20 protein-coding genes and 1 pseudogene are annotated in these 25969 nt (G+C 57.2%); 12 read left to right on the top strand and 9 right to left on the bottom strand.

Annotated elements, in window-relative coordinates:
• Positions 1–59 precede the first annotated feature (59 nt).
• Positions 60–827 (bottom strand): SDR family NAD(P)-dependent oxidoreductase, encoded by a 768-nt coding sequence (locus AC07WT_RS34600; protein WP_494950428.1) that lies wholly within the window; start codon positions 825–827, stop codon positions 60–62.
• Positions 828–1291: 464 nt separating this feature from the next.
• On the opposite strand from AC07WT_RS34600, the gene AC07WT_RS34595 reads away from it, so the two are divergent.
• From AC07WT_RS34595 to AC07WT_RS34580, 4 genes are read left to right on the top strand one after another with little or no spacing between them, the layout of a single operon-like run.
• A complete protein-coding gene (locus AC07WT_RS34595; RefSeq protein ID WP_494950427.1) occupies positions 1292–2269 on the top strand; it encodes a WD40/YVTN/BNR-like repeat-containing protein in 978 nt (325 codons plus the stop codon).
• Positions 2270–2309: 40 nt separating this feature from the next.
• Entirely contained in the window at positions 2310–4700 is a 2391-nt protein-coding gene (locus AC07WT_RS34590) for an efflux RND transporter permease subunit (protein ID WP_494950426.1), read from the top strand.
• A 38-nt stretch (positions 4701–4738) separates the two neighbouring features.
• The gene (locus tag AC07WT_RS34585; RefSeq protein ID WP_494950425.1) at positions 4739–6304 is read left to right on the top strand and encodes a DUF1302 family protein; all 1566 of its coding nucleotides are present in this window, start codon (positions 4739–4741) and stop codon (positions 6302–6304) included.
• A gap of 10 nt (positions 6305–6314) precedes the next feature.
• Positions 6315–7574 (top strand): DUF1329 domain-containing protein, encoded by a 1260-nt coding sequence (locus AC07WT_RS34580; RefSeq protein WP_494950424.1) that lies wholly within the window; start codon positions 6315–6317, stop codon positions 7572–7574.
• Positions 7575–7793: 219 nt separating this feature from the next.
• Here the strand turns inward: AC07WT_RS34580 and AC07WT_RS34575 are convergent, their stop codons facing one another.
• The 5 genes and pseudogenes from AC07WT_RS34575 to AC07WT_RS34555 all read right to left on the bottom strand — a co-directional run.
• On the bottom strand, positions 7794–9377 hold the full coding sequence (locus AC07WT_RS34575) for an efflux transporter outer membrane subunit (RefSeq protein ID WP_494950423.1): 1584 nt from the start codon (positions 9375–9377) through the stop codon (positions 7794–7796).
• Positions 9378–9449: 72 nt separating this feature from the next.
• Positions 9450–10970 (bottom strand): MFS transporter, encoded by a 1521-nt coding sequence (locus AC07WT_RS34570; protein ID WP_494950422.1) that lies wholly within the window; start codon positions 10968–10970, stop codon positions 9450–9452.
• 10 nt (positions 10971–10980) lie between these two features.
• Positions 10981–12168, bottom strand: a complete 1188-nt coding sequence (locus AC07WT_RS34565) for an HlyD family secretion protein (RefSeq protein ID WP_494950421.1) — start codon at positions 12166–12168, stop codon at positions 10981–10983.
• Positions 12169–12249: 81 nt separating this feature from the next.
• Positions 12250–13206 carry a fumarylacetoacetate hydrolase family protein gene (locus AC07WT_RS34560; protein WP_494950420.1) on the bottom strand — a complete coding sequence of 319 codons (957 nt, stop codon included), beginning with the start codon at positions 13204–13206 and terminating at the stop codon, positions 12250–12252.
• Between the two features lie 279 nt (positions 13207–13485).
• A pseudogene (locus AC07WT_RS34555) lies at positions 13486–13668 on the bottom strand (glutathione S-transferase C-terminal domain-containing protein); the annotation flags it as partial.
• On the opposite strand from AC07WT_RS34555, the gene AC07WT_RS34550 reads away from it, so the two are divergent.
• The 6 genes from AC07WT_RS34550 to AC07WT_RS34525 all read left to right on the top strand — a co-directional run bounded on the left by AC07WT_RS34550 (position 13583) and on the right by AC07WT_RS34525 (position 19958).
• A complete protein-coding gene (locus tag AC07WT_RS34550) occupies positions 13583–14020 on the top strand; it encodes a hypothetical protein (RefSeq protein ID WP_494951158.1) in 438 nt (145 codons plus the stop codon). The pseudogene AC07WT_RS34555 and the gene AC07WT_RS34550 sit on opposite strands and share 86 nt — an antisense overlap.
• A 106-nt stretch (positions 14021–14126) precedes the next feature.
• Positions 14127–14633 carry an SRPBCC family protein gene (locus AC07WT_RS34545; protein ID WP_494950419.1) on the top strand — a complete coding sequence of 169 codons (507 nt, stop codon included), beginning with the start codon at positions 14127–14129 and terminating at the stop codon, positions 14631–14633.
• A 369-nt stretch (positions 14634–15002) separates the two neighbouring features.
• Entirely contained in the window at positions 15003–15440 is a 438-nt protein-coding gene (locus AC07WT_RS34540; protein WP_492596197.1) for a MarR family winged helix-turn-helix transcriptional regulator, read from the top strand.
• A 39-nt stretch (positions 15441–15479) separates the two neighbouring features.
• Entirely contained in the window at positions 15480–17003 is a 1524-nt protein-coding gene (locus tag AC07WT_RS34535; RefSeq protein ID WP_494950418.1) for an efflux transporter outer membrane subunit, read from the top strand.
• Between the two features lie 44 nt (positions 17004–17047).
• On the top strand, positions 17048–18301 hold the full coding sequence (locus AC07WT_RS34530; protein ID WP_494950417.1) for an HlyD family secretion protein: 1254 nt from the start codon (positions 17048–17050) through the stop codon (positions 18299–18301).
• A 94-nt stretch (positions 18302–18395) separates the two neighbouring features.
• Positions 18396–19958 carry a DHA2 family efflux MFS transporter permease subunit gene (locus AC07WT_RS34525; protein WP_494950416.1) on the top strand — a complete coding sequence of 521 codons (1563 nt, stop codon included), beginning with the start codon at positions 18396–18398 and terminating at the stop codon, positions 19956–19958.
• 1429 nt (positions 19959–21387) lie between these two features.
• Here AC07WT_RS34525 and AC07WT_RS34520 read toward each other — a convergent pair.
• Positions 21388–21759 (bottom strand): YciI family protein, encoded by a 372-nt coding sequence (locus AC07WT_RS34520; protein ID WP_492596201.1) that lies wholly within the window; start codon positions 21757–21759, stop codon positions 21388–21390.
• Positions 21760–21767: 8 nt separating this feature from the next.
• On the bottom strand, positions 21768–22691 hold the full coding sequence (locus tag AC07WT_RS34515) for a VOC family protein (protein WP_494950415.1): 924 nt from the start codon (positions 22689–22691) through the stop codon (positions 21768–21770).
• Positions 22692–22872: 181 nt separating this feature from the next.
• Here AC07WT_RS34515 and AC07WT_RS34510 point away from each other — a divergent pair, with 181 nt between their 5' ends.
• Positions 22873–23496 (top strand): TetR/AcrR family transcriptional regulator, encoded by a 624-nt coding sequence (locus AC07WT_RS34510; protein ID WP_494950414.1) that lies wholly within the window; start codon positions 22873–22875, stop codon positions 23494–23496.
• A 195-nt stretch (positions 23497–23691) separates the two neighbouring features.
• Positions 23692–24717 carry a SphA family protein gene (locus tag AC07WT_RS34505; protein ID WP_494950413.1) on the top strand — a complete coding sequence of 342 codons (1026 nt, stop codon included), beginning with the start codon at positions 23692–23694 and terminating at the stop codon, positions 24715–24717.
• Between the two features lie 268 nt (positions 24718–24985).
• Here the strand turns inward: AC07WT_RS34505 and AC07WT_RS34500 are convergent, their stop codons facing one another.
• Positions 24986–25939: a fumarylacetoacetate hydrolase family protein gene (locus AC07WT_RS34500; protein ID WP_494950412.1), complete on the bottom strand. Its 954-nt coding sequence runs from the start codon at positions 25937–25939 to the stop codon at positions 24986–24988.
• Positions 25940–25969 lie beyond the last annotated feature (30 nt).

The following is a 25969-nucleotide window of genomic DNA, read 5'->3' as shown; positions in this document are numbered from 1 at the left end:
AGTCTGTTTAAGAATTGTTGAACGCCCAGCGCCGTGATGGCGGAGGTTGCGCGCCGGTCTTACCACGCGGTTGTACCGCCATCGATCCTGATATCGGTTCCTGTAATAAAAGAGCTTTCGTCGGATGCGAGGAATACGGCAGTCGCCGCTACTTCTTCGGGTTGACCCATTCGTCCGAGCATGATTTTCCCGAGCATCGCTTCGGACCATGCCGGATCAGCGAGCAAAGGGCGCGTTTGATTTGTCTCGATCAGTCCGGGCGAAATAGTGTTTGCCCTGAGTCCGTGACTACGTCCCTCAAGCGCAAGTTGGCGCGTCATCGAAACGATCGCGCCTTTAGCCGCAGAATGCGCAATACCCGGCAGGACCCGGTATGTCGACCAGGCAGAAACCGATGCCGTGTTGATGATTGAGCCAGCCTGCTTGATTAGCTCCGGCCATGCTGCTCTGGTCATCTGAAAGACGAGATGCAGTTCGTTATCGATGGTCCTGTACCAGTCATCGTCACTGATCTCGTCAACCCAACCGAAATAGGCCATCGCCGCATTGTTGAATAGGACGTCGACTCTTCCGAACGTTTCAATCGCGAGTTGGACCAGATCGTGACAATGTTCCTTGCGCGTGAGGTTGCAGGGGTGCATCGATACCATCTCCCCCCCAACGTCCTGAACAGCGCTCACAGTTTGCCGAGCGGCCTCGGCAACCGTGTCGCAGCCCACAATCTTTGCGCCTTCACGCGCAAATGCCAGGGCCGAAGCACGCCCCATGCTTCCACCCGTTCCGGTGATGATGCAAACCTTTCCATCGAGACGGCCACCACGACTCATGTCAATCCTCCATTGTTTTCGTTTTGCGGAAGCGTCGGAATCAATCTGTGTCGATGCCGACCCGCAAGCGCACTAGTTCGGACCAATTGTTTGACGAAGGAGAGAAAGACTCCATGCGCGTGGGTTGATACACAGGTATTTCTGACATTTATATGCGCGTCGCTCACCCCTGCGCGCGCGGCCTGACGTGACCCGGCGCAGTCACCACCTCGTTGCATCAACGATATTTAACGCACTCAATAAAGCTGAGAGATAGATTGGGACTGCAACCACGCCATAGAATCGGATGCACACCTGATCCACAAATTCGGTACGGAAACCGAAAGAAATTAGGGGCGACATACGGGTTTCGACGGCGCTGAATTACGTGCGGTAAGTGCGAAACCGAGGTGGTACGTCGAACAATAAAAACCGGCGATCGATCATCAACTCGATCGAGAGACAAACAAAATAGAGGCACGGAGATGATTCAACGTTTACCGAAACTGGCGCTGTCCGCGGCGCCAATGGGACTGATTGCCGCGCTGCTATACGCAGGACTATTTATCAAGCCGTCGCCGCACAGCGCGACAGTTGCGAGACCGATTTTTGAACGCGGAGACCAGTTCTACGGATTCACAACTGTAGGCCAGGGTGCATCGGCACATCTCCTGTTGGCTGGCACACACGGCAAAGTCCTTCGCAGCGATGACGCCGGCAAGACATGGAAACCCGTGACCGTTCCTGTCGATACCGCCTTGCAGGATATCGGGTCATGGGGCAATGGTCAGGCGATTGCGGTCGGCGACCGAGGCGGCGTTCTTGTCTCGAGTGCAACCGGCAACGACTGGCGAAAGGTTGCCATCCCTCATTCCAATATTTCCAACAAACTTTTGCGTGTTCGCACGCTGCCTGGCGGTGAGGCATGGGCGGTGGGCGAGGGAGGCGTCGTACTGCATACGCGTGACTATGGCGCATCGTGGGAGAACGTCGGTGTGCAGGAAGACGTCGCATGGAACGACATCGTCTTCCAGGGAAAGCGGGGCCAACTGGTGGGCGAGTTCGGGCGCATCAAGGTAACTGATGATGGCGGACAGACGTGGCGGCCCGTTTCGAGTCCGGTAAAAACGAGCCTGATGGCAGTTGCATTTCGCGACCCATACAACGGAATCGCCGTTGGCCTTGGCGGGGTGGTCCTCGCGTCTACAGATGGCGGGGAGCATTGGAATGCATTGCCGCCTGTAACTCGGGAACACCTCTTTGATGTCGCGTGGACTGGTTCGGCATGGCTTGCTGCCGGCGACAAAGGTGTCATCGCCCAGGGAAGCGCCTCTGCCGATCAATGGCACAGCTCGCGGCTATCCAACTGGGATCGTGGCTGGTATGCACGCGTAGCGAATGTTGGCGAGACCTGCTATCTCGTCGGATCATCTGTTGCGACGGTACCGAAATGCTTTGCCTGACAAATAGCTGTAGTGATTGCGGTAATTGGAGGAGATCGGTGTGAAGGATATAACGTTCAAACGGCTCGAACACTTCGTCGAGTTCTGCATTCGATATCGCGTCGTCGTTGTGACAGTTTTTTCAATACTCACGTTAGTCATGCTTGTGTCCGCGCTTAGAGTCGAGATCAAGACAGTTTTCGACGATCTGCTGCCGACAAATCATCCATACGTTCGTATCCACGAGCAATTCCGTCAGGATTTCGGCGGTTCGAACGTGGTCAGCATCATGCTGGAAGTCGACCACGGGGATATTTTTTCCCCGGCCGTTCTGGCCAAGGTGAAAAAAGTCACGATGGACCTGCAGCAAGTGGATGGTGTCAATCCGTTTCAGATCATCTCGCTCGCATCGAAGAAGCTGAAAACCATCCGTGGATCGACCGACGACATCGCGATCAAACCGATAATGTGGCCCGATGTGCCGAAAACCCCGGAGGGAATTGCGGCGCTCAAGGAGGCGGTTCTGGATAACCCCCTCGTCTACGGCGCCTATGTATCGCGTGACCTCAAAGCCGCGTTGGTGAATGTCGATTTCTATGAGAACGGGGTTGACTATAAAAAGATATTCCCTGAAATCATGAAGATTGCCAACGAGGCGCAGGGCGGCGGCGTGAACGTTCGCGTCGTGGGCGAACCGATTCTATACGGGTGGGTGAATCACTATGTACCTGAAACCGTTCACATCTTCCTGTTCACGGTTGCCTGCCTCATAGCACTGCTCTTTCTGATCGCACGAAGCTGGCGAGGAACATTGCTTCCATTGCTGGCGGGACTGACGAGTGCCATTTGGGCCTTGGGTACCGCGAGCATGCTGGGATTCAATCTCGATCCGCTGGTCATTGTGATTGCATTTCTCATTACCGCTCGTGCGATTTCCCATTCGGTGCAACTGGTTTCACGCTTCGACGACGAACTGGATAGCGGCGCGGATAGCACTACTGCGGCTGCGAAGGCGGCAATGCTCCAACTCTTCAAGCCTGGAATTCTTGGCGTAGTGGCGGATGCGGGTTGCATGGTCGTCGTGGCGCTTACTCCCATTCCATTGATGCACAAGGTATCGATCATCGGCACCGTCTGGGTGATGACAATCGCTTTGAGTGCCTGTGTCATGACGCCGGTACTGCTGTCATATATCAAGAAACCCCGCGGACATGCGCATCCGATCAATCTCGCCCCGGTGCTGGATTCGATTTTGAACCTCAGTGTCGGAATCGTGACGTCAAGGCAGCGTTACGTCGTGCTGGCAGGTGCTTTAACGTTGTTCGTCATTTCGGGATCGTACGCATTCAACCTGAAAGTCGGCGATTCGGAGCCAGGGTCGCCGATTCTCTGGCCGAGCGCGACCTACAACCTGGATTCAGCGGCGGTCAATCAGCAGTTTCAGGGTGCAGACCGGCTTTACGTCGTCTTCTCGGGGAACAAGGAAAACGCGGTCAAGAATCCTGCAGTGCTACGCAGCATGGAGGATATGCAGCGATACATGGGCGCGCAGCCGGAGATAGGCGGAAGTCTGTCTATAGCCGACGTATTGCCAACGGTGCGCCGCGTGCTGCGTGAAGGGAATCCTCGCTACCAGGAGGTGGGGGACGATGCCGGTGAAAACGGCGAGTTGATGTATCTGTTTGAGTCGAATTCGGAACCCGGCGATATGTCGCGCTTCGTTGATCCTCGTTCGAAGAACGCCGCGGTGACTTTCTATTTCCGCGATCACAAGGGTGAGAGCGTCCGCACGGCGATGGGCCGTCTGAAGGACTTTATCGCATCGCACCCCCAGGCCGAGGGAAAGTACCTTCTTGGCGGAGGGCTGGTGGCAGTGCTGGCGGCTGTCAATGAGGTCATCCTCTCGGGACAAATTGAGAGTATTGCGCTCGCTCTGCTTGTACTGGTCGTCTGCTGCGCGGTTGCATATAGATCGACCGTCGCTGGAATCTTCTTTATGGTGCCGGTCGTTTTGTCGAATACGATCACTTTCAGTTACATGGCGTGGAAAGGCATTGGCATGAATCTCAGCACCCTGCCGGTCGCAGCGCTTGGTATCGGTCTGGGTGTCGACTATGCGTTTTATATCGTGGATGGAATTCGGGAAGAACTACATCACCACGATGACATATCGAAGGCTATCGTTCGCTCGCTAAGGACAGCGGGGAAGGGGGTGCTGATCACTGCGCTGACCCTCACTGCCAGCGTAGTGCTGTGGTGTACCTCATCGCTGCGATTTCAGGCCGATATGGGGATTCTGATGGCGATCTGGCTGCTTGTCTCAGCGCTCAGCGCGTTGTTTCTGATGCCGACTATGGTGTACGTCTTTAAACCGGACTTTGTTCTGGTCGGGAAAAAGAAAGCCGTGTCATCCGGTAAAAGCAGCGGGTTTGGCGCAACGACGGTGTCGTAACAAAAATCATATAACAGTGCGGTTTGGAGGAGATAAATATGTTTGATACAAATAGTAGTACATATGGAAAATTGAAGCTTCGAAAATTGCCTCTGCTTCTGCTTGGAATCGGATGCGTGTTCGGTGCCCACGCTGCCGAACAGGACAGGACGAGTGGAGGGTTGACGTCCTTGCTTGGCTTGAGTGATAACGCGTTCACATACGGAGGGTTCGTGAGGACCTGGGCATCGATGAACCTGCAAAACCATCCAGAGGTTTCAGGTGGTGCAGGTCAGTTACAGATGCTTCGTGGCTCGGTTGAACTGGACACCAGCTTGAAGACGGGGCCATTAACATGGACAGTTGTTGGTCGCTCTGACAGAGAGATTCTGACAGGATACGAGAAGGATTTGCAGGATCTCGCTCGACGGTATACCCCGGGAGGACCTGGAAGTAGTCTGTTGTCACAATACGATCAGGACGAAATCCGCGAATTCTATGTGGACGCTGACGTTGGGAGACGGGTCCATCTGCGTCTCGGTAAGCAGCAGATTGTGTGGGGCGAAACAGATTTCTTCCACCCAACCGATCTCATCCAGGGGTATGACTACCGTTGGCGCTCATTTGTTGAGCCCGAAAGCGACGAGCTGAGAAAGCCGCTCATTACCGCGAACGCGAAAATCGATGTGCCGGAGGCGAACGGCTCGTTGCAGCTTGTACTTCGTCCCGGGGTTGATCGCAAACGGGACATCGGCAACACGTATGACCTGTACGGTGGACGCTGGATGCAGGAACCCTTTAAGGGTACCGATTTCCTCGCGACGGCGACCCATTACGACTACAACCACCCAGCGGGCAATGTCAATGTTCCCACGGGCGGATTGCGATGGACGGGGGAGGCCGGGCCTGTGGGCTTCGCATTGTCTTATCTGAACACGTTTAATCCCGATCCTGTGCTGAATCCGGCGGCCAATCCATACAAAAAAACGCCGTCCGGTGGATTGGGCGATTGGTTCTATCCGAAGATCGACGTATTTGCGGCGAGCGCGAATGGCGAGATTACCGCGATAGACGCTGTGGTGACAGCCGAAGTGGCGTATCAACTACACAAGTTATACAACACAGGAACCGGTCTTCCGAATCTGACGCAGGGAACAGGTCCGGTTGTCAGCAAGAATGTCATCGAATCGACGCTTCGCATCGACAAGCAATTGCGTCTTGAATCCTTGCTCGGCACGAACGCACCATCGTTGTTTTCCGTGCAACTGTTCGATACGTGGATTCAGAACTTCCACTCTTCTGATGACATTGTTGCGCAAGTGGGATGGAGCGCACCGGCAAAGCAGCATGACACGATTCTCACCGCGTTTCTCACTCTGAACTATTTGAGCAATCGTATCAACCCGGGTATCGCGGGTGGAGTCGACGTGTCGACGGGAGACGCTTTCGTCATCCCGAGTGTGGAATTCGCGTTTGGAAATCGCTGGCGGGTTCGTGCCGAAGCGGATCTCTTCTTCGCGCACGACTCGCGCACGAGCCCTACTCATTTGGGCCAGAGCACCTACGCCTTGGCCGGTCTGAACCACAACGACCAATTCCTGATCCGCGCGACCTATCAATTCTAAGGAGACAAATATGAGACGCTTCAATCACAAAACTTCCATGACTGCGACTGTCCTCTCAATCTGTATTGTGGGAGGGGCCGTACACGCCGCAGAGTTGCCGGATGGCACTGTTCTATCGAAAGAAAATTTTGACAAGGTCAAGGGTGATACCTTCGAAGGGCACACCATCGCTACCCTGGTCACGGAGAAGATGGGATGGCAGATTCAGAATACGGGCCTAAAGTTGACGCTCGCTCATTCGCCCGAGCCCTCGCTCGATCCGAAGTACATTGCGGCAACCAAGGAGAACGCGGCCAACGTGAAGTTTGATCCGGCGACCCGTGAGGTCACTGGCCATGTAGCCGGTATGCCGTTTCCGACTATATCTGAGTCGGACCCGAACGCAGGCGACAAGGTTTTGTGGAACGTCTATTACGGTTCGGTGTTCGGAAAGGACGTGTACAACAGCGTGTACTTTGTCACCGTCAATTCGTCTGGCTACGAATCCGGTCAGAAATGGCTATTCGAACGCCTTTTCAACAAGGGACGTTTTGGCGAGGAGAAACCCGTGCTGGGGGATGCGGACGTCTTGACCAAGACGATATTTGTAGGTGTCGAACCACAAGACATCAAGGGAACTGGAACCTTCACAATTCGCTATGACGTTCCGGGTCGCGTGGAGGACGAGTGGGCATACATCAAGTCCGCACGTCGTACGCGCCGGTTGTCGGGCAACGCGTGGATGGATCCGATCGGCGGCTTTGACTTGCTTCAGGACGACTTGTATGTCTACAACGCGCGGCCATCCCAGTACAAGCAGAACAAGTTGATCGGGAAGCGCTGGATTCTCGCATCGACCGATTTCAAACTGGCTCGCAATGCGTCTAAAGCGGGCAGCGCAGAGGAGTTTCCGCAGCTCCGCAATGAAGCGCCGTATTGGAACATTGCGGACCGGTACACGCCGCGGGAGGTCTGGGTTGTCGAAGGCACGCCCCCGTCCGAACACCCGTATAGCAAGAAGGTGGTGTACGTCGATACCAAGGTGCCGGTGATTTACCAGGGCGAGGTGTACGACAAGAAAGGGGAATATTGGCGGCAGGTCAATTTCCAGTTCGCCATGGAGAAGGGTCAGTCGACCGGGGACAAATATTTTGTGCCCATGGCAGGCAATTTCATCGACTTCAAGGCGAAGCATGCGACGCTGGAATTCTCGGATCCGGCCATTACCGACAAGAAGGGCGTGACGTACGATCAGTTCTCCGCAGAGGCCTTGGATAGGGCGCAGCACTAAGCGGGGAAGCGCGCGGGCTGACGTCCGCGCGCGGTAGTGCTAATGGAGGCAAAGCAACATCGCGGTGATCTGGTGGGACATGCCGTCCTCCAGGCGAAGGAATTTGACATCGTGAACGACGCAGCTGGCAGCTGGCGCCGCAGTAATTGCTGGACGGGACCTTGATGAACTTGACGTCATCGCCCTGTGAGGCGTAGACCTTGGTGTGGCAGGGGAGGTTCAGTTCGATGCGGCCGCGGATGCACCGGCAGTCCTCACCGCGGATGGCTTCTGAGATATCTCCTGCGCCGGAAGTAGCGTGGCGTTGGCGTTCGGTGGCGCGCTATTTGTAACCGGCTCGACCAACGGCGCGAGTCCCACGTCTTTCGCGTCGAAGCCGCCACCGAGTGCTTTGATCAGCGCAATCTGCATATCACGACGCCGCATCTTGAGGTTCGTGACCGTTTGCTCGGCGGCAAGCCGGTTCTGGTCGGCTGTCAGCACCTGTAGCTGCGGCGATAACCCCGTCTTGTAGCGGACGACCGCAAGCTCGCACGCCTTGGTCGACGCATCGAGCGCGCGCTGCGCGTCGCCCGCCTGCTGATCGATCGTACGGATTGATGACACCTGGGTCGCGACATCCGACAGCGCGTTGATTAGCGTCTGATTGTAGTTCGCGATGTCCGTGTCGAAGTCGGCATAGCGGCCCCTTAATTGCGAACGCAGCGCACCGGCATCGAAGATCGGCAGGTGGATCGCTGGGCCGAACTGGATCTGTCGGCTTGCCACGTTTAAAAAGCGACCCCAGCCAAATGCGTCGAAACCGAAACCTGCGGCAAGGTTGATGTCCGGGAAGAATTCGGCTTTTGCTTCCTTGATATCGTGCATCGCGGCCTCGATCTGCCAGCGCGCGGCGACAATATCCGGGCGGCGTGACAGAAGATCGGCAGGCAGGTTGTCCGGCAGCGCGACGGCGCCATCCGGACTCATCACCGGCTGCGCGATCTGCAGACCGCGGTCCGGCCCCTTGCCGAGCAGCGCGCCGAGCTGGTAGCGCACCATCCTGATCTGGCCGTCGATGTCCGTCAGGTTGGCCTCGGTCGTCGCGATATTGCCGTTCGCGGTCTCTTTCTCGACATTGGTGTCGAGGCCCGCGACCACTCGGCCGTTGGTGATGGTGACAATCGTCTTGCGGTTCGCGATTTCGCGCTGTGCGATATCGCGCAGCGCATAGAGTTGCGCGAGCTGGTTATAGGTGTGTGCCACCGATGCGGCGAGCGTCACGCGCGCCTGCTGCATCTCAGCTTGTGCGGCTTTCTCCTGCGACAAGGCCTGACCGAGGCGCTCGCGGTTCTTGCCCCACAGGTCAAGATCCCATGATGCACTCGCGAGCACGTTGTTCTCGCTGTACCATGCACCGCCATAGGGCGGCGGGAACAGTGCATTTGACGAGTAAAGCTCGCGGGTCCACGAGTAGCCGGCATCGGCCTTCGGATAGAGCGCTGACTTCGTGCTTTCGATGTATGACGCCGCTTTCGCGATCCGGGCTTGCGCCTGTGCGATCGACGGACTGCCTTCCAGCGCCTCGGCGATCAGCGTCGGCAGTTGTGGATCGCCGAACTGCTTCGCCCAGTCGAGCGACGGCCATAGGCCGCCCTCGCCAGGCAGGCTCTGCGTCGACTCGTACTGTGCCGCCGTCGACATCTGCTTGTCGCTCTTGATACCGATATAGTTCGCACAACCGGCGAAGTAGAATCCGGTCGCCGCAGCGATTGCAACTGCTCGCGATAGCGGCCGAAGCAACGGTGAAACCACGCTCGTCATTGTGCGATCCTGTGTGCGGAGGAGAGACTGATCGTTGGATCGTTCGTGCTCTGTATAAAGAACAGCAATGTCCTACCGAAAGATGCGCTGCAGTGCCGATACGATTGCAGCAATGGCGGCGACCCACGAAACGAGCCAGAAATATTCGAGACCTGCCATCAGGCTTGCTTGACGACTGATCTCCTGCGCGTAGTAAGCCACGGCCATCTTCGCGGACACCGAACTTTCATGGGTCAGGGCGAAAAGACTGCTCAGGTGCTGCAACGTCGCCGTGAACACGGGGTCTCCGTTCTGCAGTCTCACGTTGAGATTGCCGTAGTGAACCGTGCTGCGCCATTGGGAGAAGATCGAGGCGAGCGCAATGCCCATTGCGCTCGAGACCTGAGCCGCCATGTTCTTCACCTGTTGGGCATGGGCAAACAGGACCTCTTCGTGTCCGACGTCCTGGAAGGTTTGCATCGCCGTTGTCGCCATTACGAGCATCGTGAAGCACCCATTGAAGGCAAGCGCCGGCAGGACGTGCGTCCGCATCTCGGCTGTCGGGGGCAGCGAGGATAGCTGCCAGCCAAACGCTGCGAGGGCGAGGAAGCCGAGAACAAAGAATTTCTTTGGCGCGGGGTATCGGGCAACAACCTGGGCCATCACCAGCCAGGTAATGAGTGATGCCGTCAGGCCTAGCGACTGGTATTGACCAATCGTTTGCCATGAATAGCCCAAACCGGTCTGCAGAAAGGACGGCAGAATGGTGTTGTTCGCCCCGACGATCACATAGCAGAAGCAGAACAGCATCACGCCGTAGCCATAGCGCGGTGCGAGCAGTTCGCGCATCTTCAGGAGCGGGCGTTCGTCGCTGTGCTCTACCGAAAAGTAAGTGTAGACGGAGAGTGCGGCTGTCAACCCGAAAGCGATGAGTAGAAACGGACTCGTGTAAAAATCGTAGTACGACCGCTGTAAGCTATAGAGCAACACGAACGATCCAACGCTCAGGAGAAGCACACGGCCGGCCGTAGTGCGTGTTCGGGTTTCCTCGGGGGCCGGTAATGCGGGTAGGACAGAAAACGCCAGAGCGCCGGCCAGGATGGAGACGGCGATCAGCACCCAGAAGATGGCCTGCCACGTATCGTAGGTTACTGCGAGAGACGAAACGAGCGGCGCAGCGGCCATTCCGGCAGCGAGTCCGACGGCAAATACTTTGATACCGACAAATCGACCGGGACCGGGCGGAATCAGGTTGACCATCACGCGTGCGCTCGTCATAAACGACGCCCCACCCAAGGCCATAACGACGCGTCCCACGGCAAACGACTCGGCCTGCCTGCTGGAACTGCACACCAAAGCACCAACGACATATATCGCGATCGACCCAGCGACATAGTTGCGCCATCCAACACGCTCTACGAGCCAGCGTTGGATCGAGATGACCACGACCGCCACGCATGCGTACAGGGACGCGATGAAGCTGTATTCCTCAGGGCTGGCCGAGATTTCATTTCGTATCGGCGTGTTGGCGAACGCGAGCATCCCCGTCTGTAGAAAATCGAGCCCGCACAGCAGGCAGACGGTACATAGCAGCGCCGCGTGCTTTCGGTACATAACTACGACCCTAGCGCGAGCTATAGGTGGCCGCGGTCTGGAGGCCTATCCCATCGTTTTGCCGGATGATGGTCTCCACGGCGGTGCTCGCATCCTTGAGTTCCGCGTCGAATACCTTGGTCACGTACGCGGACGACGGAGAAACGTTGTGCCGGACGGTGGGGCCGTTGCGGTCATGCGTATCGACGATCACATGCATCGAAAGACCCACCTGTAGCGGATGGCTTTCGATTTCGCGCGGATCCAGCGCGATTCTCACCGGAACACGCTGAGTCACCTTGATCCAGTTTCCAGTCGCGTTTTGAGCAGGGAGCAGCGCGAAGGCGCTTCCGGTACCGGCGTCCATACCGACGATCCTGCCGTGATAGTCCACGTCGCCGCCATAGGCGTCAGCGTTGAGCGTGACGGGTTGTCCTATGCGCAAGTCTTTGAGTTGCGATTCCTTGAAATTGGCAGTGACCCATAGCGCGTCGAGCGGCACGACCGACATCAGCGCCACGCCGGGGTTGATCCTTTCGCCAACCTGGACACTTCGCTTCGTGACTGTTCCTGCCACCGGGGAGGGAATCCTCGTCCGTTCGCGGGCGATATATGCATCACGCAGGTTCGCGGCGGCGGCCAGTACCTCCGGGTTGGTGCTCAGTGTCGTTCCGTCGACCGTTGCCTGCCCTTGCGCGAGCGCTTGCCGAGCGGCATCCAAAGCGGCCTGAGCGTTTTTGAGCGCGTCTTCGGCGTGATTGATTTCCTCACGCGAGACAGCGCCTGCAGGCGACGCTTCCATGCGACGCGCAAGATCGGCTTTTGCCTTGATCACATCGCTGCGGCGTTGGTCGAGCTCCGCTTGCAGTTGCACTGCATTGTGGTATTGCGCTCGCGCGACGCGCGTCGCTTTGGCGAGCGCCGCAGTTGCTCGTTCGTACTGGACTTCCTGGTCCACGGGATTCAGTTTGACGAGCGCCGAACCTTCTGCAACGTGGTCGGTATCGTCTGCCAGGATTGCCGTGACGGTGCCGGTGATCTGCGAAGTAACCTGCACCGCATTGCCGTCCACATAAGCATCCTCCGTACGTTCTGTATCCAGTTGCAGGAAGTATCGCGCCCCCATCACCACAACCATAACGAAGATGACGCCGGCGACGATGATATTGCGCCTGCTGTCGCCATTCGGCGGCTTTATGGAGGGCGGGGCGGTATTCATGACGATGGCTCAACCTGATGCGTTCGCTTTAGGAAGTCACTTTCGGAGACTTTTGGCTGGCGGAGATGTTGCCGATCTGGTTCAGAGAACCGCATTTTCCAACTGTCCGAGTCCCTCGATCCACACGCGAATGATGTCACCTCGTTTCAGGAATGTGCCGCTTTCCATGCCGACTCCCGCTGGCGTTCCGGTAAGAATGATGTCGCCCGGATAGAGCACAAGGCGTCGGCTCAGGTAGGCGATCTGCTCTGCGACGGTATAGAGATGATTGCGCGTGTTGGAGTCCTGCTTCAGTTCGTCATTGACCCACAACTTGATGTCTAGCGCTTCCGGAGACTCGACAAACGCGGCGGGTGTCAGGAAGGGGCCTAGCGGGCAGGAACCGGCGAAGCACTTGTGCCCAATCCAGTCGAACCGGAAAGGCGAGGTCGGATCCACCTCTTGCCGGACCAGGTGGTCGCGCGCCGAAATGTCATTCGCGCAACTGTAACCGGCCACGTAGTCGAGCGCTTCGTCGACGGACACATTCGAGGCAGTTCGACCCATGACCACGGCCAGCTCTGCCTCCCAATCAAGCTTCGTGGTGTTGGCGGGGAACGGGATCGCCGAGCCATGGCCCGTTAGCGTCGCGCGCGGCGCCTTGATGAAATGCCATGGCGGAATGCCATCACCGCGCGGATCCAGCGAGAGATTCATGTTGAAGGCACGGCTCATGGCTTCTACATGATCCCGGTAGTTTGCGCCGGCACCGTATATCGCGCCCGCTCGTTGGAGGGGAGCCTGGATTTGCACGTTCCCTGCATCATCGGACAAGGCGTCGAATTTCGAGGTGTCGTCCGCCAGCGCTTGCGCGATCGTCAACAAGGTCGCATGCGAGTGGGTCCAGTCTTCTATCAGGTCGTCAACGGTGATATTGGGCTTCAGGTCGCAACCAAGTCGACTTGCCACGTCGCGCAGGTCATAAAGGTTGTCGCGAGTGAGCACACCAGGACGGACGTCGCCGCCATCGGATACGTATGAGAAAAGTTGGTACTTCATTCAACGTCCTTGTGTGTGGACACGGAGGGGGTGAGCGACGTGTGTTGCCGCCTGAAGTGAACGTGCGGCCGCGCTATTCACAGCGCGTGTGAGAATGGGTCGGCAATGTGGATGCTCACCGCGACGCTTCCTGCCAGAGAATGCATGTCCTGACTTCGACCTTGAATACGCCTTCGCGGTTGAACGGAGCGGATCAGAGGATTTCTTGAATTGTTGCGTGCGGATTGGGTTCACGCCAGCACGCTCTATTAATAGGTTCGAATAAACGAGATTTATGCATTATTCGGAATCCGGCTGTCTGGCGGGGTGAGCCCTGCGAAACGCGTCGATCTCTTCACGGTGTTTCTCGATCTCGCGAAGTGTCGGGAAGCGATCCATGTCGACGCCAAAACGCCGTGCATTGAACAATTGCGGCACGAGGCAACAGTCTGCGAGCGTTGGTGTATCGCCGAAGCAAAATTTGTTTCGCGTGCCCCAGTATTTCGCCGAGTTGCTCGTGCGAGCCACGCCTCGTCGACGATACGTTTGCGTCGAGCCGGCGAGCGTCAGTCAGTTCGATCTTGCGCGCCGTGCAGCGCAAGAGCACTTAGCCGATCGCCTTCTCCAAAGGGCAGATTCGCCAAGACAAAGTCGAGTTCTGTACGCCTATCGCTTCGGCTGCGCCGCGAAAGCTCATGACCTTGACGACCTCGACGAACAAGGCCCTGTCGTTAAGCAATTTATAACGATTGCTCCATTAATGAATCAATCATTTCCATCTTGCCGGATTTATCCCGAATCCAGTTTGCCGGATCATGTACGACATCGCCACTGAGCAAGAACGGTATGAGCGAGCTTTTCATCGCCGTCCGTATCGGCGGCCATTCCCTGCCGAACCGTTTGGTGAGGTTGCAGGCATAAGAAGCACCGTGTATTAGCGCGTGGAAGTACGCGATCCTGAAGTTATTTCGGAGGGTAAATATATGATTTCGGTCTCTAAAGAATTGAAGGTTAATCCTGACCAACCCGGTCTTCCCCCGCTTTCTCGGAGCGACTTGTGGAAGGGCTTGAAAATGAAAGCGGAGAACGCATTGCCATTTGTTCAAGGCATGAGCAAATGCGATGTGGTCGAGAAGACTGATAACGGTCTGATTCGAGACATCGAATTTCAAGGAAAGCCGGCCCGCGAACGCATCACTTTCTATCCCGAAAAGAAGGTCGTGTTTCTGCGGCTATCTGGCGACGCGGATGGCATCATTGTGAATGAGATATTGGGCGCGGATGATGACTTGCGCGTCAGGTTCAGTTTTGCATTTCAGCTGACGGAGGCGGAATCTGGAAGTCCAGAAGAGGAAGTACTTCGCAAAGCCATGGAGACGGCATATGTTGCGGCCGTCGATGCTACGCTGAATGGCATAAGAAGTGCGAAAGCCAGCGGCGCGCTGTAGCCAACTGAGGTCATACAGAGGCGCCTATTTTTTGCGAAGTGCCTCAGGGTCTGTCTACATTTGCTAAAAGTGAATACATCCTGCCTTTTGCGAAAGCGAGGCAGGATGATTCGAACACTACTGAGCAAAGACGTATGGAACAAGGTTAGAGCGATATGGCTTGGCAAGGAAGGCGGCCGTGATCGTGAGGCTGCCGAAATTGACACCCCGAAGCCCGCCATGAACAAGTTTGGTGCATCGACCTGCACCCGGACCCAGGTCAGGATTCGGTGCAAACCCACAGATTGACCCTAAAAAATATTTCGGTACCTTGGTTGACAGTATCTGATTTTGCAGATAATGTTGAGTCTGTCGATTAAGGAGCGGAAGATGGACCACTACACGAAGGACAACTTCCTGGCGGCGCAGAGCATTGGTTTCTCTATCAACAAGGCCCGCAACATTCTTGTGGCCGAGATGGACAATGCCTTGAAGGACCTGGAGATCACCACCCAGCAGATGGGCATCCTGCTGTCGATGAGTAGCGGGATCGCCTCCACGCCGTTTGAGTTGTCGAAGTTGCTGGGTATCGATACAGGCCTGATGACCCGTCTGCTCGACAAACTGGAAAACAAGGGCTTGCTCGAGCGCTCGCGCAGTCTGGAAGATCGCCGGGTGGTCAATCTGACGCTGACGAAGAAAGGCAAAGCGGTCGCCGCGCAACTCCCGGAGATCGCACCGGTTGTCTTGAATGCCCGTCTGAAGCGCTTTACCAAGCAAGAATTTAACGAACTGGGCCGCCTGCTTAACAAATTCCTTGAGGACTGAGCGGCATTTTTTTTACCTATATATCAGACAGGTCAGAAAATGAAATCACAGTTAAATGGAGCGGTAACCGATGGGCGAGTGGTGAAGGCTTGCGTCACCGTGATGTTCGCCGCTGTGTTGTCGGCGTGCGCGAACTACGCAGGCATTACGAGCGACAAGCAAATGACCGGGCCGCAAACGCTCGCGACCCAGCAGAGCATTCCGTCTGACGACGGTCATTGGCCGGCCGCCAATTGGGCCGACCAGTTTGGCGACGCGCAGTTAAAAGCCCTGTTGGCAGAAGCACTGAAAGGCAGTCCGTCGCTCGCTCAGGCGCGTTCCCGTGTCGCGGCTGCCGCCGCGTATACGGAGACGGCAACGTCGAACACGCTGCCGAAAGTCGGCGCTACCTACTCGTTCACGCGCGAGCAGTATTCAGCCAACGCTCTGGTCCCGCCGCCGTATGCCGGCTCGTGGCAGTCGGAAAACAAGGGGCTGCTGTCGGCCTCCTACGACCTCGATCTGTGGGGCAAGAACCGCGAGGCGCTCAAGGCTGCCATGTCGCAGTTGCAGGCGAGCGAGGCGGATGCCGAGGTCGTCAAACTGACGCTCACCTCGGCTATCGCCCGCAACTACAACCAGCTCGCCCGCCTGTACGCGTTGCGCGACATTGCGCAACAGGAAGTCGGGCAGCGCGAGCAGATCGACCGCATTACGGCCGGCCGTATCGCCAACGGGCTGGACACCGAAGTGGAGCGCAAGACCGCGCAGGCAAACCTTGCCAGCAGCCGGGCCGCGCTGGCTTCGCTCGACGGCAGCATTGTCACGACGCGCTATCAACTGGCCGCGCTCCTCGGCGCGGGTCCGGACCGCGGCCTGTCGATCGCCCGGCCTGCGCTCGGCATTGGCGACGAGGTCCGGCTGCCCGATAACGTTCCGGCCGATCTCGTGAGCCGCCGCCCGGATCTGGTCGCGGCACGCTGGCGCGTCGATGCGCTTACGCACGACGTGAAGGAAGCCAAGGCCGAGTTCTACCCCGACATCAACCTGAGCGCCGCTATTGGCCTGGATGCTTTCGGTTTCGGCCGCTTGCTGACCGCCGCCAGCCGCACCGCCAACGCCGGCGCGGCGATCCATCTGCCGATCTTCGACGGCGGCGAACTGCGGGCGCAACTGAAAGGACGTTACGCCGACTTCGACAATGCGGTGGCCGGTTACAACCAGACGCTTGTCACGGCGCTGTCGGAAGTTGCCACGCAGTTCGCCCAGATCCGTTCGACCGACGCCCAGCTCGGCGATGCAGAAGCCGCCCAGGACGCCGCGCACAGTGCCGACCAGTTGGCGCTCACGCAATACAAGGCCGGCCTCACGAACCAGCTCACGGTGCTGAACGCCGATACCAATGCGCTCGCCGCCGACGAGGCAGTGGCCAACCTGAAGATGAACCGCCGCGATCAGCAGATCGCGTTGGCTGCGGCACTCGGTGGCGGGTATGTCGACACCGGTACTGCCGCCTCGAGCAGCTCAACTGCAACCTCAAACACAACTGCAATCCAAACCAACCCAGTCGTCGCCGCGCGCTAATGCGACTGTCGCGGCACCTTCATATACTGCCAGGAGTTATTGAAATGAGCGATACGACCACCACCGAGCGCACCACGGCGCAGGTAGAACCAGTCAAGTTGGAGAGTCCCCGTAAGCGCAAGCTGATGCTGGCGCTGCTTGCGGCCGCCGTTGTCGCGTCAGGCGTTGGCTTTGGCGCTTACTATTTCACGGTGGGGCGTTTCTACCAATCCACCGACGACGCGTATGTCAGCGGCAACCTCGTGCAATTGACGCCGCAGGTCAGCGGCACCGTGGTCGCAGTCAACGCGGACGACACGCAGGTCGTCAAGCAGGGCGATCCTGTAGTGATGCTGGACGCGGCCGATGCGAAGATCGCGCTGACGAACGCAGAGGCGACGCTCGGTCAGACGGTTCGGCAGGTCAGCGGCCTGTATGTGAACAACGATTTCTACGCGGCGAACATCGCCCAGCGTGAGGCCGATCTGGTCCGCACCAACGACGACCTGAAGCGCCGTCAGGCGATTGCCGAAACCGGCGCAGTGTCGGGTGAAGACATTGCCCATGCTCGCGACGCCGTCAGCTCCGCACAAGCCGCGCTCGACGCCGCCCGTCAACAGGCCGAAGCGAATCATGCGCTGACAGACCGCACCACCATCGAACAGCATCCAAACGTGCAGGCTGCAGCATCGAAGGTGCGTGATGCCTATCTGAACTATGCGCGCAACACCTTGCCCGCGCCGGTCACTGGTTATGTCGCGCGGCGTTCGGTGCAGGTGGGTCAGCGGGTCGCGCCTGGCTCGCCGCTGATGGCCATCGTGCCGCTCGATGGAGTCTGGGTGGACGCGAACTTCAAGGAAGGCCAGCTCACGCACATGCGAATCGGCCAGCCGGCCACGCTCACGGCGGATGTCTACGGCTCCAGTGTCAAGTATCACGGCACGATAGAGGGCTTCTCCGCCGGCACCGGCGCAGCCTTCGCGGTGCTGCCGGCGCAGAATGCCACCGGCAACTGGATCAAGGTGGTGCAGCGCCTGCCGGTGCGCGTGCGACTCGATCAGCGTGAACTCGATGGGCATCCGTTGCGGATTGGTCTGTCGATGCAGGTCGAGGTGGACACGCATGACGAGTCGGGCACCCAACTCGCTGCTGCCACGAACACGATGTATCGCACCGATGTGTTCGCACAGTACGGTGCGGCTGCCGATGCTGAGATTGCTCAGATCATCGCGCAGAATCTGCCAGCCTCGCGCCTCGCTGCATCAGCCGCGCCGCAAAAGACCGCCGCGCGCCGCGACGCCTCACGCCGTGCCGGCTGAATGTAGGAAGAACTCAAATTTTTTTATCGAATTGGCTGACTGGTCAGATAGCTGTTGGCGACGCTGACCCTCGCTTCTCATGATGGGTGATGAAATGAATGAATCCACCAATCCCGCTGCACTCGCGCCGCTGACCGGCGGCAAGCTGGCGCTGGCGACGCTCGCGGTGGCGTTGGCCACTTTCATGAACGTGCTGGACTCGTCGATCGCCAATGTCGCGATTCCGACCATCGCCGGCAACCTCGGTGTCTCGGTGGACGAGGGCACGTGGGTGATAACGCTTTTCGCCGCCGCTAATGCAATTTCAATTCCGCTTACCGGCTGGCTCACCCAGCGCGTCGGGCAGATCAAGCTGTTTGTCTGGGCGATCCTGCTGTTCGTGCTGTCGTCCTGGTTGTGCGGCGTTGCGCCGAACCTACCGGTGCTGCTCGCCGCGCGGATCATCCAGGGCGCGGTGGCCGGTCCGCTGATTCCGCTGTCGCAGGCGATCCTGCTCGGTTCGTATCCGAAGGAAAAAAGCTCAACCGCGCTCGCGTTATGGGCGATGACGGCCACCGTCGGCCCGATTGCCGGCCCGGCGCTGGGCGGCTGGATCACGGATAGTTACTCCTGGTCGTGGATCTTCTACATCAATATCCCGGTCGGCCTATTCGCCGCCGGCGTGACGTGGGCGATCTACCGCGACCGTGAAACGCCAACGAAGCGTCTGCCGATCGATAAAGTCGGTCTGCTGTCGCTGATCGCCTGGGTCGGCTCGTTGCAGGTGATGCTCGACAAAGGCAAGGACCTCGACTGGTTCAACTCACCGGTAATCGTCGCGTTGACCGTGTTCTCGTTGATCAGTTTCGTGTTCTTTCTGATATGGGAATTAACCGAGAAGAATCCGATCGTCAATTTGAGGCTCTTTGCCGGGCGCAATTTTCTGGGCGGCACAGTGGCGATCTCGGTCGCCTACGCGGTGTTTTTCTCGAACCTGGTATTGTTGCCGCAGTGGATGCAGGGATATCTGAACTACCGCTCAGTGGATGCCGGGCTCGTCACTGCGCCGCTTGGCGTCTTCGCAGTGTTGCTCGCACCGGTAATGGCTAAGATCATGCCGAGGTCTGACGCCCGCGTGTTGGCCACGCTCGCATTTCTGGGTTTCGCGGGAGTGTTCTTCATGCGTTCGCACTATACGACCGGTGTCGATACATTCACGCTCGTGATTCCGACGCTGCTGCAAGGCATCCCCACCGCGCTGTTCTTCGTGCCGCTGACTGCGATCATTCTGTCCGGTCTACCCGGGGACAAAATTCCTGCTGCTGCCGGTTTGTCAAATTTCGCGCGGGTTTTTGCGGGTGCGGTGGGCACGTCATTGTTTAGCACTGGCTGGAACGATCGCACGATCCTGCACCATGCACGCCTCGCCGAGCAGACCAGCGTCAACAACCCGACCTTCATTGGAGGGCTCGACTCGCTGCACAGCGTGCTCGGTGGCGGTACGCAGCAAGCGCTAGCGGCGTTTGAGAACTCGCTTAACGCACAAGCGGCGATGCTTGGTCTCAATGACATTTTCTGGCTGTCGGCCGTGATCTTCATTGCGATTATTCCGTTGATCTGGGTGACGAAACCCGGCAAAGGTGGCGGCGCCGGTGCCGCGGCCGCTGGTGCCCACTGAGCTGGACCTGCCGTCGAATCTTGGGCTCCGCTCACATCTCGCTAGCAGTTTCATGCGCGTGCTCCTTTCGACGCCCCCGATTGGGAAACAGATACTTTGGAACGGTACGCCGACAGTCACTACCGCATTGGAATCGCCGGATGAGGGCGGTGTACCACCCAACGTGATGCGCGTTTGAATAACGGACCGGACTATTTTGCGAGCTTCGTCAGATGATATCCACGCGATACATTGAAATACAGGCGCTTCTCTTAAACAGCTTCACCAGGTCTTGCCAGGCGTTTCGATATGCGTCCTGCTCAGTTGCCCTTCTGGCGCTGGCGGGCTGCGCTTCAGCTACCGATGTAACGGCAACGGACAATCCGGACATTTATGAGGTATCTGCGTCTGCGGCCGGCGGAAGTTTGGCGTGGGCACGTGCGCATGACAGGGCGGTTAGCCAGGCGCAGAGCTATTGTGAGCGGCGTGGCATGCAAGCGAGCGTTAAGCTTGAAACGATAGATGGCGTTGAAGCGCTGCGGCAGCACAAATCACAAGTCAGGTTCGAATGCCATCCATCGTTCTGACGCAGCTTCTGTTGACCCAATCCATCTAATAGGGGGCCCTTGTTCAAATAGATGGAAGCACTGCTCAATGTTGTATTTACTGCGCCAATAGCCGGTATGTCTGCCATCAATTCGACATCCCTATCTACGGTCGGTAGATTCAGAATGCTCGCCTCGTTGGCGCTTTCGTCAAGGGCGGCCGTTTCAACAAACAAGGAGGAGATGTATGACGAAATATGCGTGGACAGTATCGTTGATACTATGTTGTGTCGAAGCAGTCGTGGCCAGCGCAGCGTACGGCCAGGCGTCCGCAATACCCGCAAGCGGTCCAAAGGTCGTCGAAAATGTCTTGGGTTCGTCTGTTTACGTGCCGCCACGGCACGCCAGGAAGAAAGCGAAAAAACAGCTAGGGGGAAGTGCTGCGTCTGCCGCACGCGACAGTACAGTCCCAGCGTCGCAGTAACTGCCTGAGGTTGTTTTACTGCTTATGCAGTGGTGATGCAGCGAGGTCGGGCCCTCATGTGGTGACGCTAAAGAGCAGGTAGGTGTCGTTACCGAATGAGTAGAAGGGCGCTAAGTACGCCCTTTTTTTGTACGGGCCGATCTTGGCGCGATTGAGGACGATGGTCCGCCACAAACGCCATAAAACAGCAATCCAGACCTGGGAGACCCTGCGGTAGGTGGGGCGGTAGCAGTTGAGTTTCCGGGCGGACCGGTGAAAAGGGCCCAGAGTCAAACCCGGAAGATGCCCACAGCCGTATGCAAAAGACTTGCTCGTTCGGCTAACAAAGGTGTGCGGGAAAGTTGTACGTCACAGTGGTCACCATTCCGATCTGGAGTTCAGAGTAAAGCTAAAAAGCCGAGACAATGCCTCGGCTTCCTGATCAGACCACCTTCACCGACTGATCCGAAAAATTGATCGTCAATGTGAGGCTGCCTTCGCTCAGAGTCCAGGATCGTACCTCGAAGGACCGGAGGCCGCTTTTTACGAATGGGTCCTGTTCTGCAAGTCGACGGGCATCTTCAAATGTCGGAGCACGTACGATGGTCAGTCCGCCGCCCGTGAGGTGACCTCGGGAGTTCTTGAACGGCCCGGAACCAAATAGAAGTCCGCGTTTCTCCAGGCCGATCATGTAGTCGAGGTGATCATTCAGGTGTGGCTCGAGGACCTGCGGATCCTCCACATCGCTACTCAAGATTGCGAAAAGTGGGAGTCCGAGAAGGCCGGCCACCCGTTCCCTGACATTACTCGCCATGCTTCACCTCAATCAAAGAAGTCTTGAGGGACTTCGGGCCCCCACTGATGGACAGCTTCAGGAGAGGTAAGGTTGGTTCGATGCGGTTGCGGAGCAGACGTCAGCATGTCGCCGTCACAGAAATGCTCGACCCGGAAACCGTCGGGATCACGCCAATAGTCAAAAACCTGGCTGCCGATAACGTGTCGACCGATGCCAAATTGATGTTTCCAGCCCTTCTTGTCCAATGCATAGTGCCCCGTCTGGACCGCATCAAAGTCCTGAACTTCGAACGACGCGTGGTGGATGCCTTTCTTTCCGATTCCAAAGAGCCCGAGGCTGTGGTGGTCGACCGGGGTCGCACCTCGATTCAGGCGACAGAATGCGCCGAAGGGCCGATCGTGAATATCATCGTAAATTTCATCGGATACCAGAATACCGAGTTTTTCCTGATACCAAGGCAAGCTCCTGGTGATATCCGTGACATTCAGCACGAGATGGCCGAGTCGAAGAATCTCGGACGGTTCGACGCGAAGACGTTGATAGGCATCGATTCGATTCTTCGTGACGCCGTAGTTAATCGTCATCGGGTCACGGGGCGCCGGGACTGCTTTCGTCGGCGTACCACCGGCCAGAATCTCGATCTCCCAGCCGTCAGGATCGACAAGCCGAATTGATTTGTGACCGCCGGGTGCATCGCTGTCGGCCACAGGCACGCCTTCTCTTTCGCCCAACGCCTTCAGTGCTTCAACGCTTTCGGCACGAAAACCGATACCGACGAACGAGGGTTCGCCCTCTTCGGCGACATAGCAGAAAGGATACGAACCGCGTCCTTTCCAGTAGTGGCGGTTGCCAACGGTACCTGCTTCAAGCAGGCCAAAATCGCGGAGAAATTCCGCTGTCTTTTGCAGCGACGATACGCGGTAGTGCACGTACGCAATGTCTTCAATCATTCCAATCTCCATTTGTACTGTAACGTTCAGTACAGTTACTATAGGGCGTGGTGCTGCTGGGTACAAGCGCGCCGCGCTTAACGTTTACCCAGGTATGACTGGGGAGCCGACGTGAGGCGCCATCGTCGTTTTGCTACCATCCGTCACTTCTTGCCAACCTTGAGTTTGAGAGATACCTGCCATGTCGGACACTGAACCAAGCCGCCGAGCCGAGGCGAAGCGGGCTGCCATTCTCGACGCGGCAGTGACGCTGTTCCTCGAATCGGGCTTCGACGCTGTCACTCTCGATGATGTCGTTGCTCGAGCTGGAGGGTCGAAGGCGACCATCTACAGCTACTTCGGTGCCAAGGACAACCTGTTTCATTCATGCGTCGAACACCTATGCGGGAAGATCCTGCAGTCGGTCTCATTGTTCGACGTTGACGAACTTCCTATGGAAGAAGCACTTCGTCAAATTGGCGTCTCGTTCCTCAACGCCGTCTTAAGCGACGATGCGCTCGCTTTGCATCGGCTGGTGGTCGCAGAAGGAAAGCGTTTTCCAGAAATCGCAAACCGCTTTTATAGCGCCGGACCTGCTCGGGTTTATAGCGATGTCGCGAGAGTTCTCCGGCAACGCGAAGGAGTATCGAGCAAGATCGTCGAGGCGAACGAACTCTCTGTTCTTTTCATCGACATGCTGACTGCGGAGTTCCAGCTACAGATGTTGCTTGGGATTCGTGCCCGACCGTCGAGGAAAGAAATCTCTGGTCGGGTCGATCACGCAGTTCGACTCATGATGGCCGGGGCCGGACTACGTCATAGCTAGGACGGTCGAGCTGAATTCACGGCATGAATCAGGCGCATTTAGGCAATTTGTTGGTTAAATAGGTTTTGTTTGTTTAACGTCCCTTTCGAAGCGGCTCTGCTTGCCATCGCATGCACGACGGCTCTCTCTGGAGATGTCGTTGGCGATTGACGATGCAGCCAAAGATCAGCCGCTCTTGACACAAGAGGAGACGACATGAAGCAGACGAAACTTAGGGTGCTGCGCGAACGCAAACAACACGCGGCATGTGAACGTGTTAGCCCGCAAATCAGGACGCAGTGGTTTGCGGGAGCGATGAGCCGAATGCTCGGCGTTGGCCTGCTTGCAGGTGGGCTATGCAGTGCCACGTCAGCCGTGGCGACTGAGGGCGGTGGGACTTCCTATCCGGTTGGCGTCAATACCGTGTTGTCCGGGATGATGCCGCCGCCCGGCCTATATGGCTACGTCTATCTTTCTAACTACGACGCCGCGCACACGCTCGGCAATAACGGCAATGACAAGGCCGGGTTGTCGAATTTCGACCTGCACGTTCAGGCTGCTTCCTTGCGTGTTGACTACGTGTACTCGGGGATAAAAATCCTTGGTGCCGATGTCGAGAGTCGTTTTGCTCTACCGTATATCAAGGGGAGCGTTGAATTCAATGTTGCAACGCCGAAGGGCAGTGTGCATAGGGCTGGCCGTGAGTCGGGCTTTGGCGACCTGACCTTGTCGCCATTTCTGCTTGGATGGCATGGCGCCTACCTGAATCAGATTGCTGGCTTCGACGCCTTTGTCCCAACAGGCGTCTATAACAAGACGAATCTGTTCAATCCTGGACGCAATTACTGGGCCTTTGGTCCGTGGTACGCATTTACCCTGTTTTTAGGCGGGAAATGGGAGGTTAACGGCAAAGCTATTTACATCTTCAACGGTCGGAACCACGATACGGATTACACGTCCGGTCAGGAGATGAACCTCGACTATGACATCGCGTACAACATCACGCCGGCATGGCAGGTCGGCGTGAGCGGATACGCCTACAAGCAGACTACCGATGACAGGCAAGGTGGAAGCACGGTGGCTGTAGATGGCACTAAAGGACAGGCTGTCGCAATCGGGCCGTTCTTCAAATTTCAGCCCGGCAAGACGTGGGGTGTCGTCGTCAAGTGGCAGCATGAAACACTTGTGCGAAACCGTGCTCGCGGCGATCGCATCTGGCTGCAGGCTGCGGCTAAGTTTTAGATAATAGCGAGCCTTTGCGGACCCCAGTCGTGGTTACGTTAAGTGAGGCAAGCGAGTGCGTGTATCCAGGAAGCGGGATCTCTTCCACCAGACAGCATCGTCTCGCCGCGAGGCAGTTCTTCCGTCGCATTAAAGTCGTGATGATGTGTCCGGGAGCGAAACAGGGGTAGCGTGCCCCTTACGAGAGCATGCTCCTCCGGTTTCATGCGCTGCAGCAGTTTGCCCGTCGCAACGCATCGCGACAAAGAGATGGTGATTATCTGAAGCGTTAGACGACCCTATTCTGCAAATCCCCGATACCTTCAATCCAGACGCGAATCGTGTCTCCACGTTTGAGAAACGTACCAGACTCCATGCCAACACCGGCTGGCGTGCCTGTCAGGATGACATCGCCGGGATACAGTTCCACTCGTTCGCTCAAGTAGGCGATCTGTTCCGCCACGCTGTAGAGATGGTTCGACGTGTTTGAATCCTGCTTGAGTTCGTCGTTGACCCAGCACTTGATGTCGAGATCTTCGGGGGTGGCGATAAACTCCGCAGGCGTGAAGAATGGGCCTAAAGGGCATGAGCCGGGAAAGGACTTGTGACCGATCCAGTCGAAACGGAAAGGCGACGACGGATCGACATTCTCCCGACGCAAATTATCGCGGGCGGAGAGGTCATTGGCGCAGGTATACCCGGCGACGTACTGTAACGCGTCATCCACGTCAACAAAGCGGGCCATCCTGCCAATGACGACAGCGAGTTCCGCTTCATAATCGAGCTTCTCGGTGTGAGCCGGGTACGTCACCGCTTGACCGTGAGCGGCAAGGGTGCTTCGCCCGGCCTTCTGGAAATGCCAGGGATTTACACCGGCAGCCTTGGGATCGGTCTCCAGATTCATATTGAAGGCTTTGGACATCGCTTCAACGTGGTCTTTGTAGTTCGCTCCCGCGCCATAGATGATTCCGGGCATCTCGAACGGGGGGAGAAAGCTTATTCTCGCGATATCAAGCGGTTTGATCTGGTCAGCCTTGCCTTGGTACAGATCGTTCGCCAACTGCGTAAGTTTCGGTCCGAAGATAGTCCAGCCTGCGATGAGCTGATCAAAGGTCTGGTCGCCTACAACTGCCATGTCGCAGGCGACGGCACAAGACTTCAGGCTGTACAGAGCAGAGCCGAAAGTAATGCCAGTTTGCCGCTCGTATCCATCAAGCGAATATGAGAAAAGTTGATACTTCATCTGGGGTAGTTCCGCGTTGTTTCAGGGAGG

The sequence above is a fragment of the Paraburkholderia sp. GW821-FHT02A12 genome (genome assembly GCF_059422005.1).
Note: the sequence above shows the minus strand (reverse complement) of the source record. Positions and strands in the feature narration are given on the sequence as shown.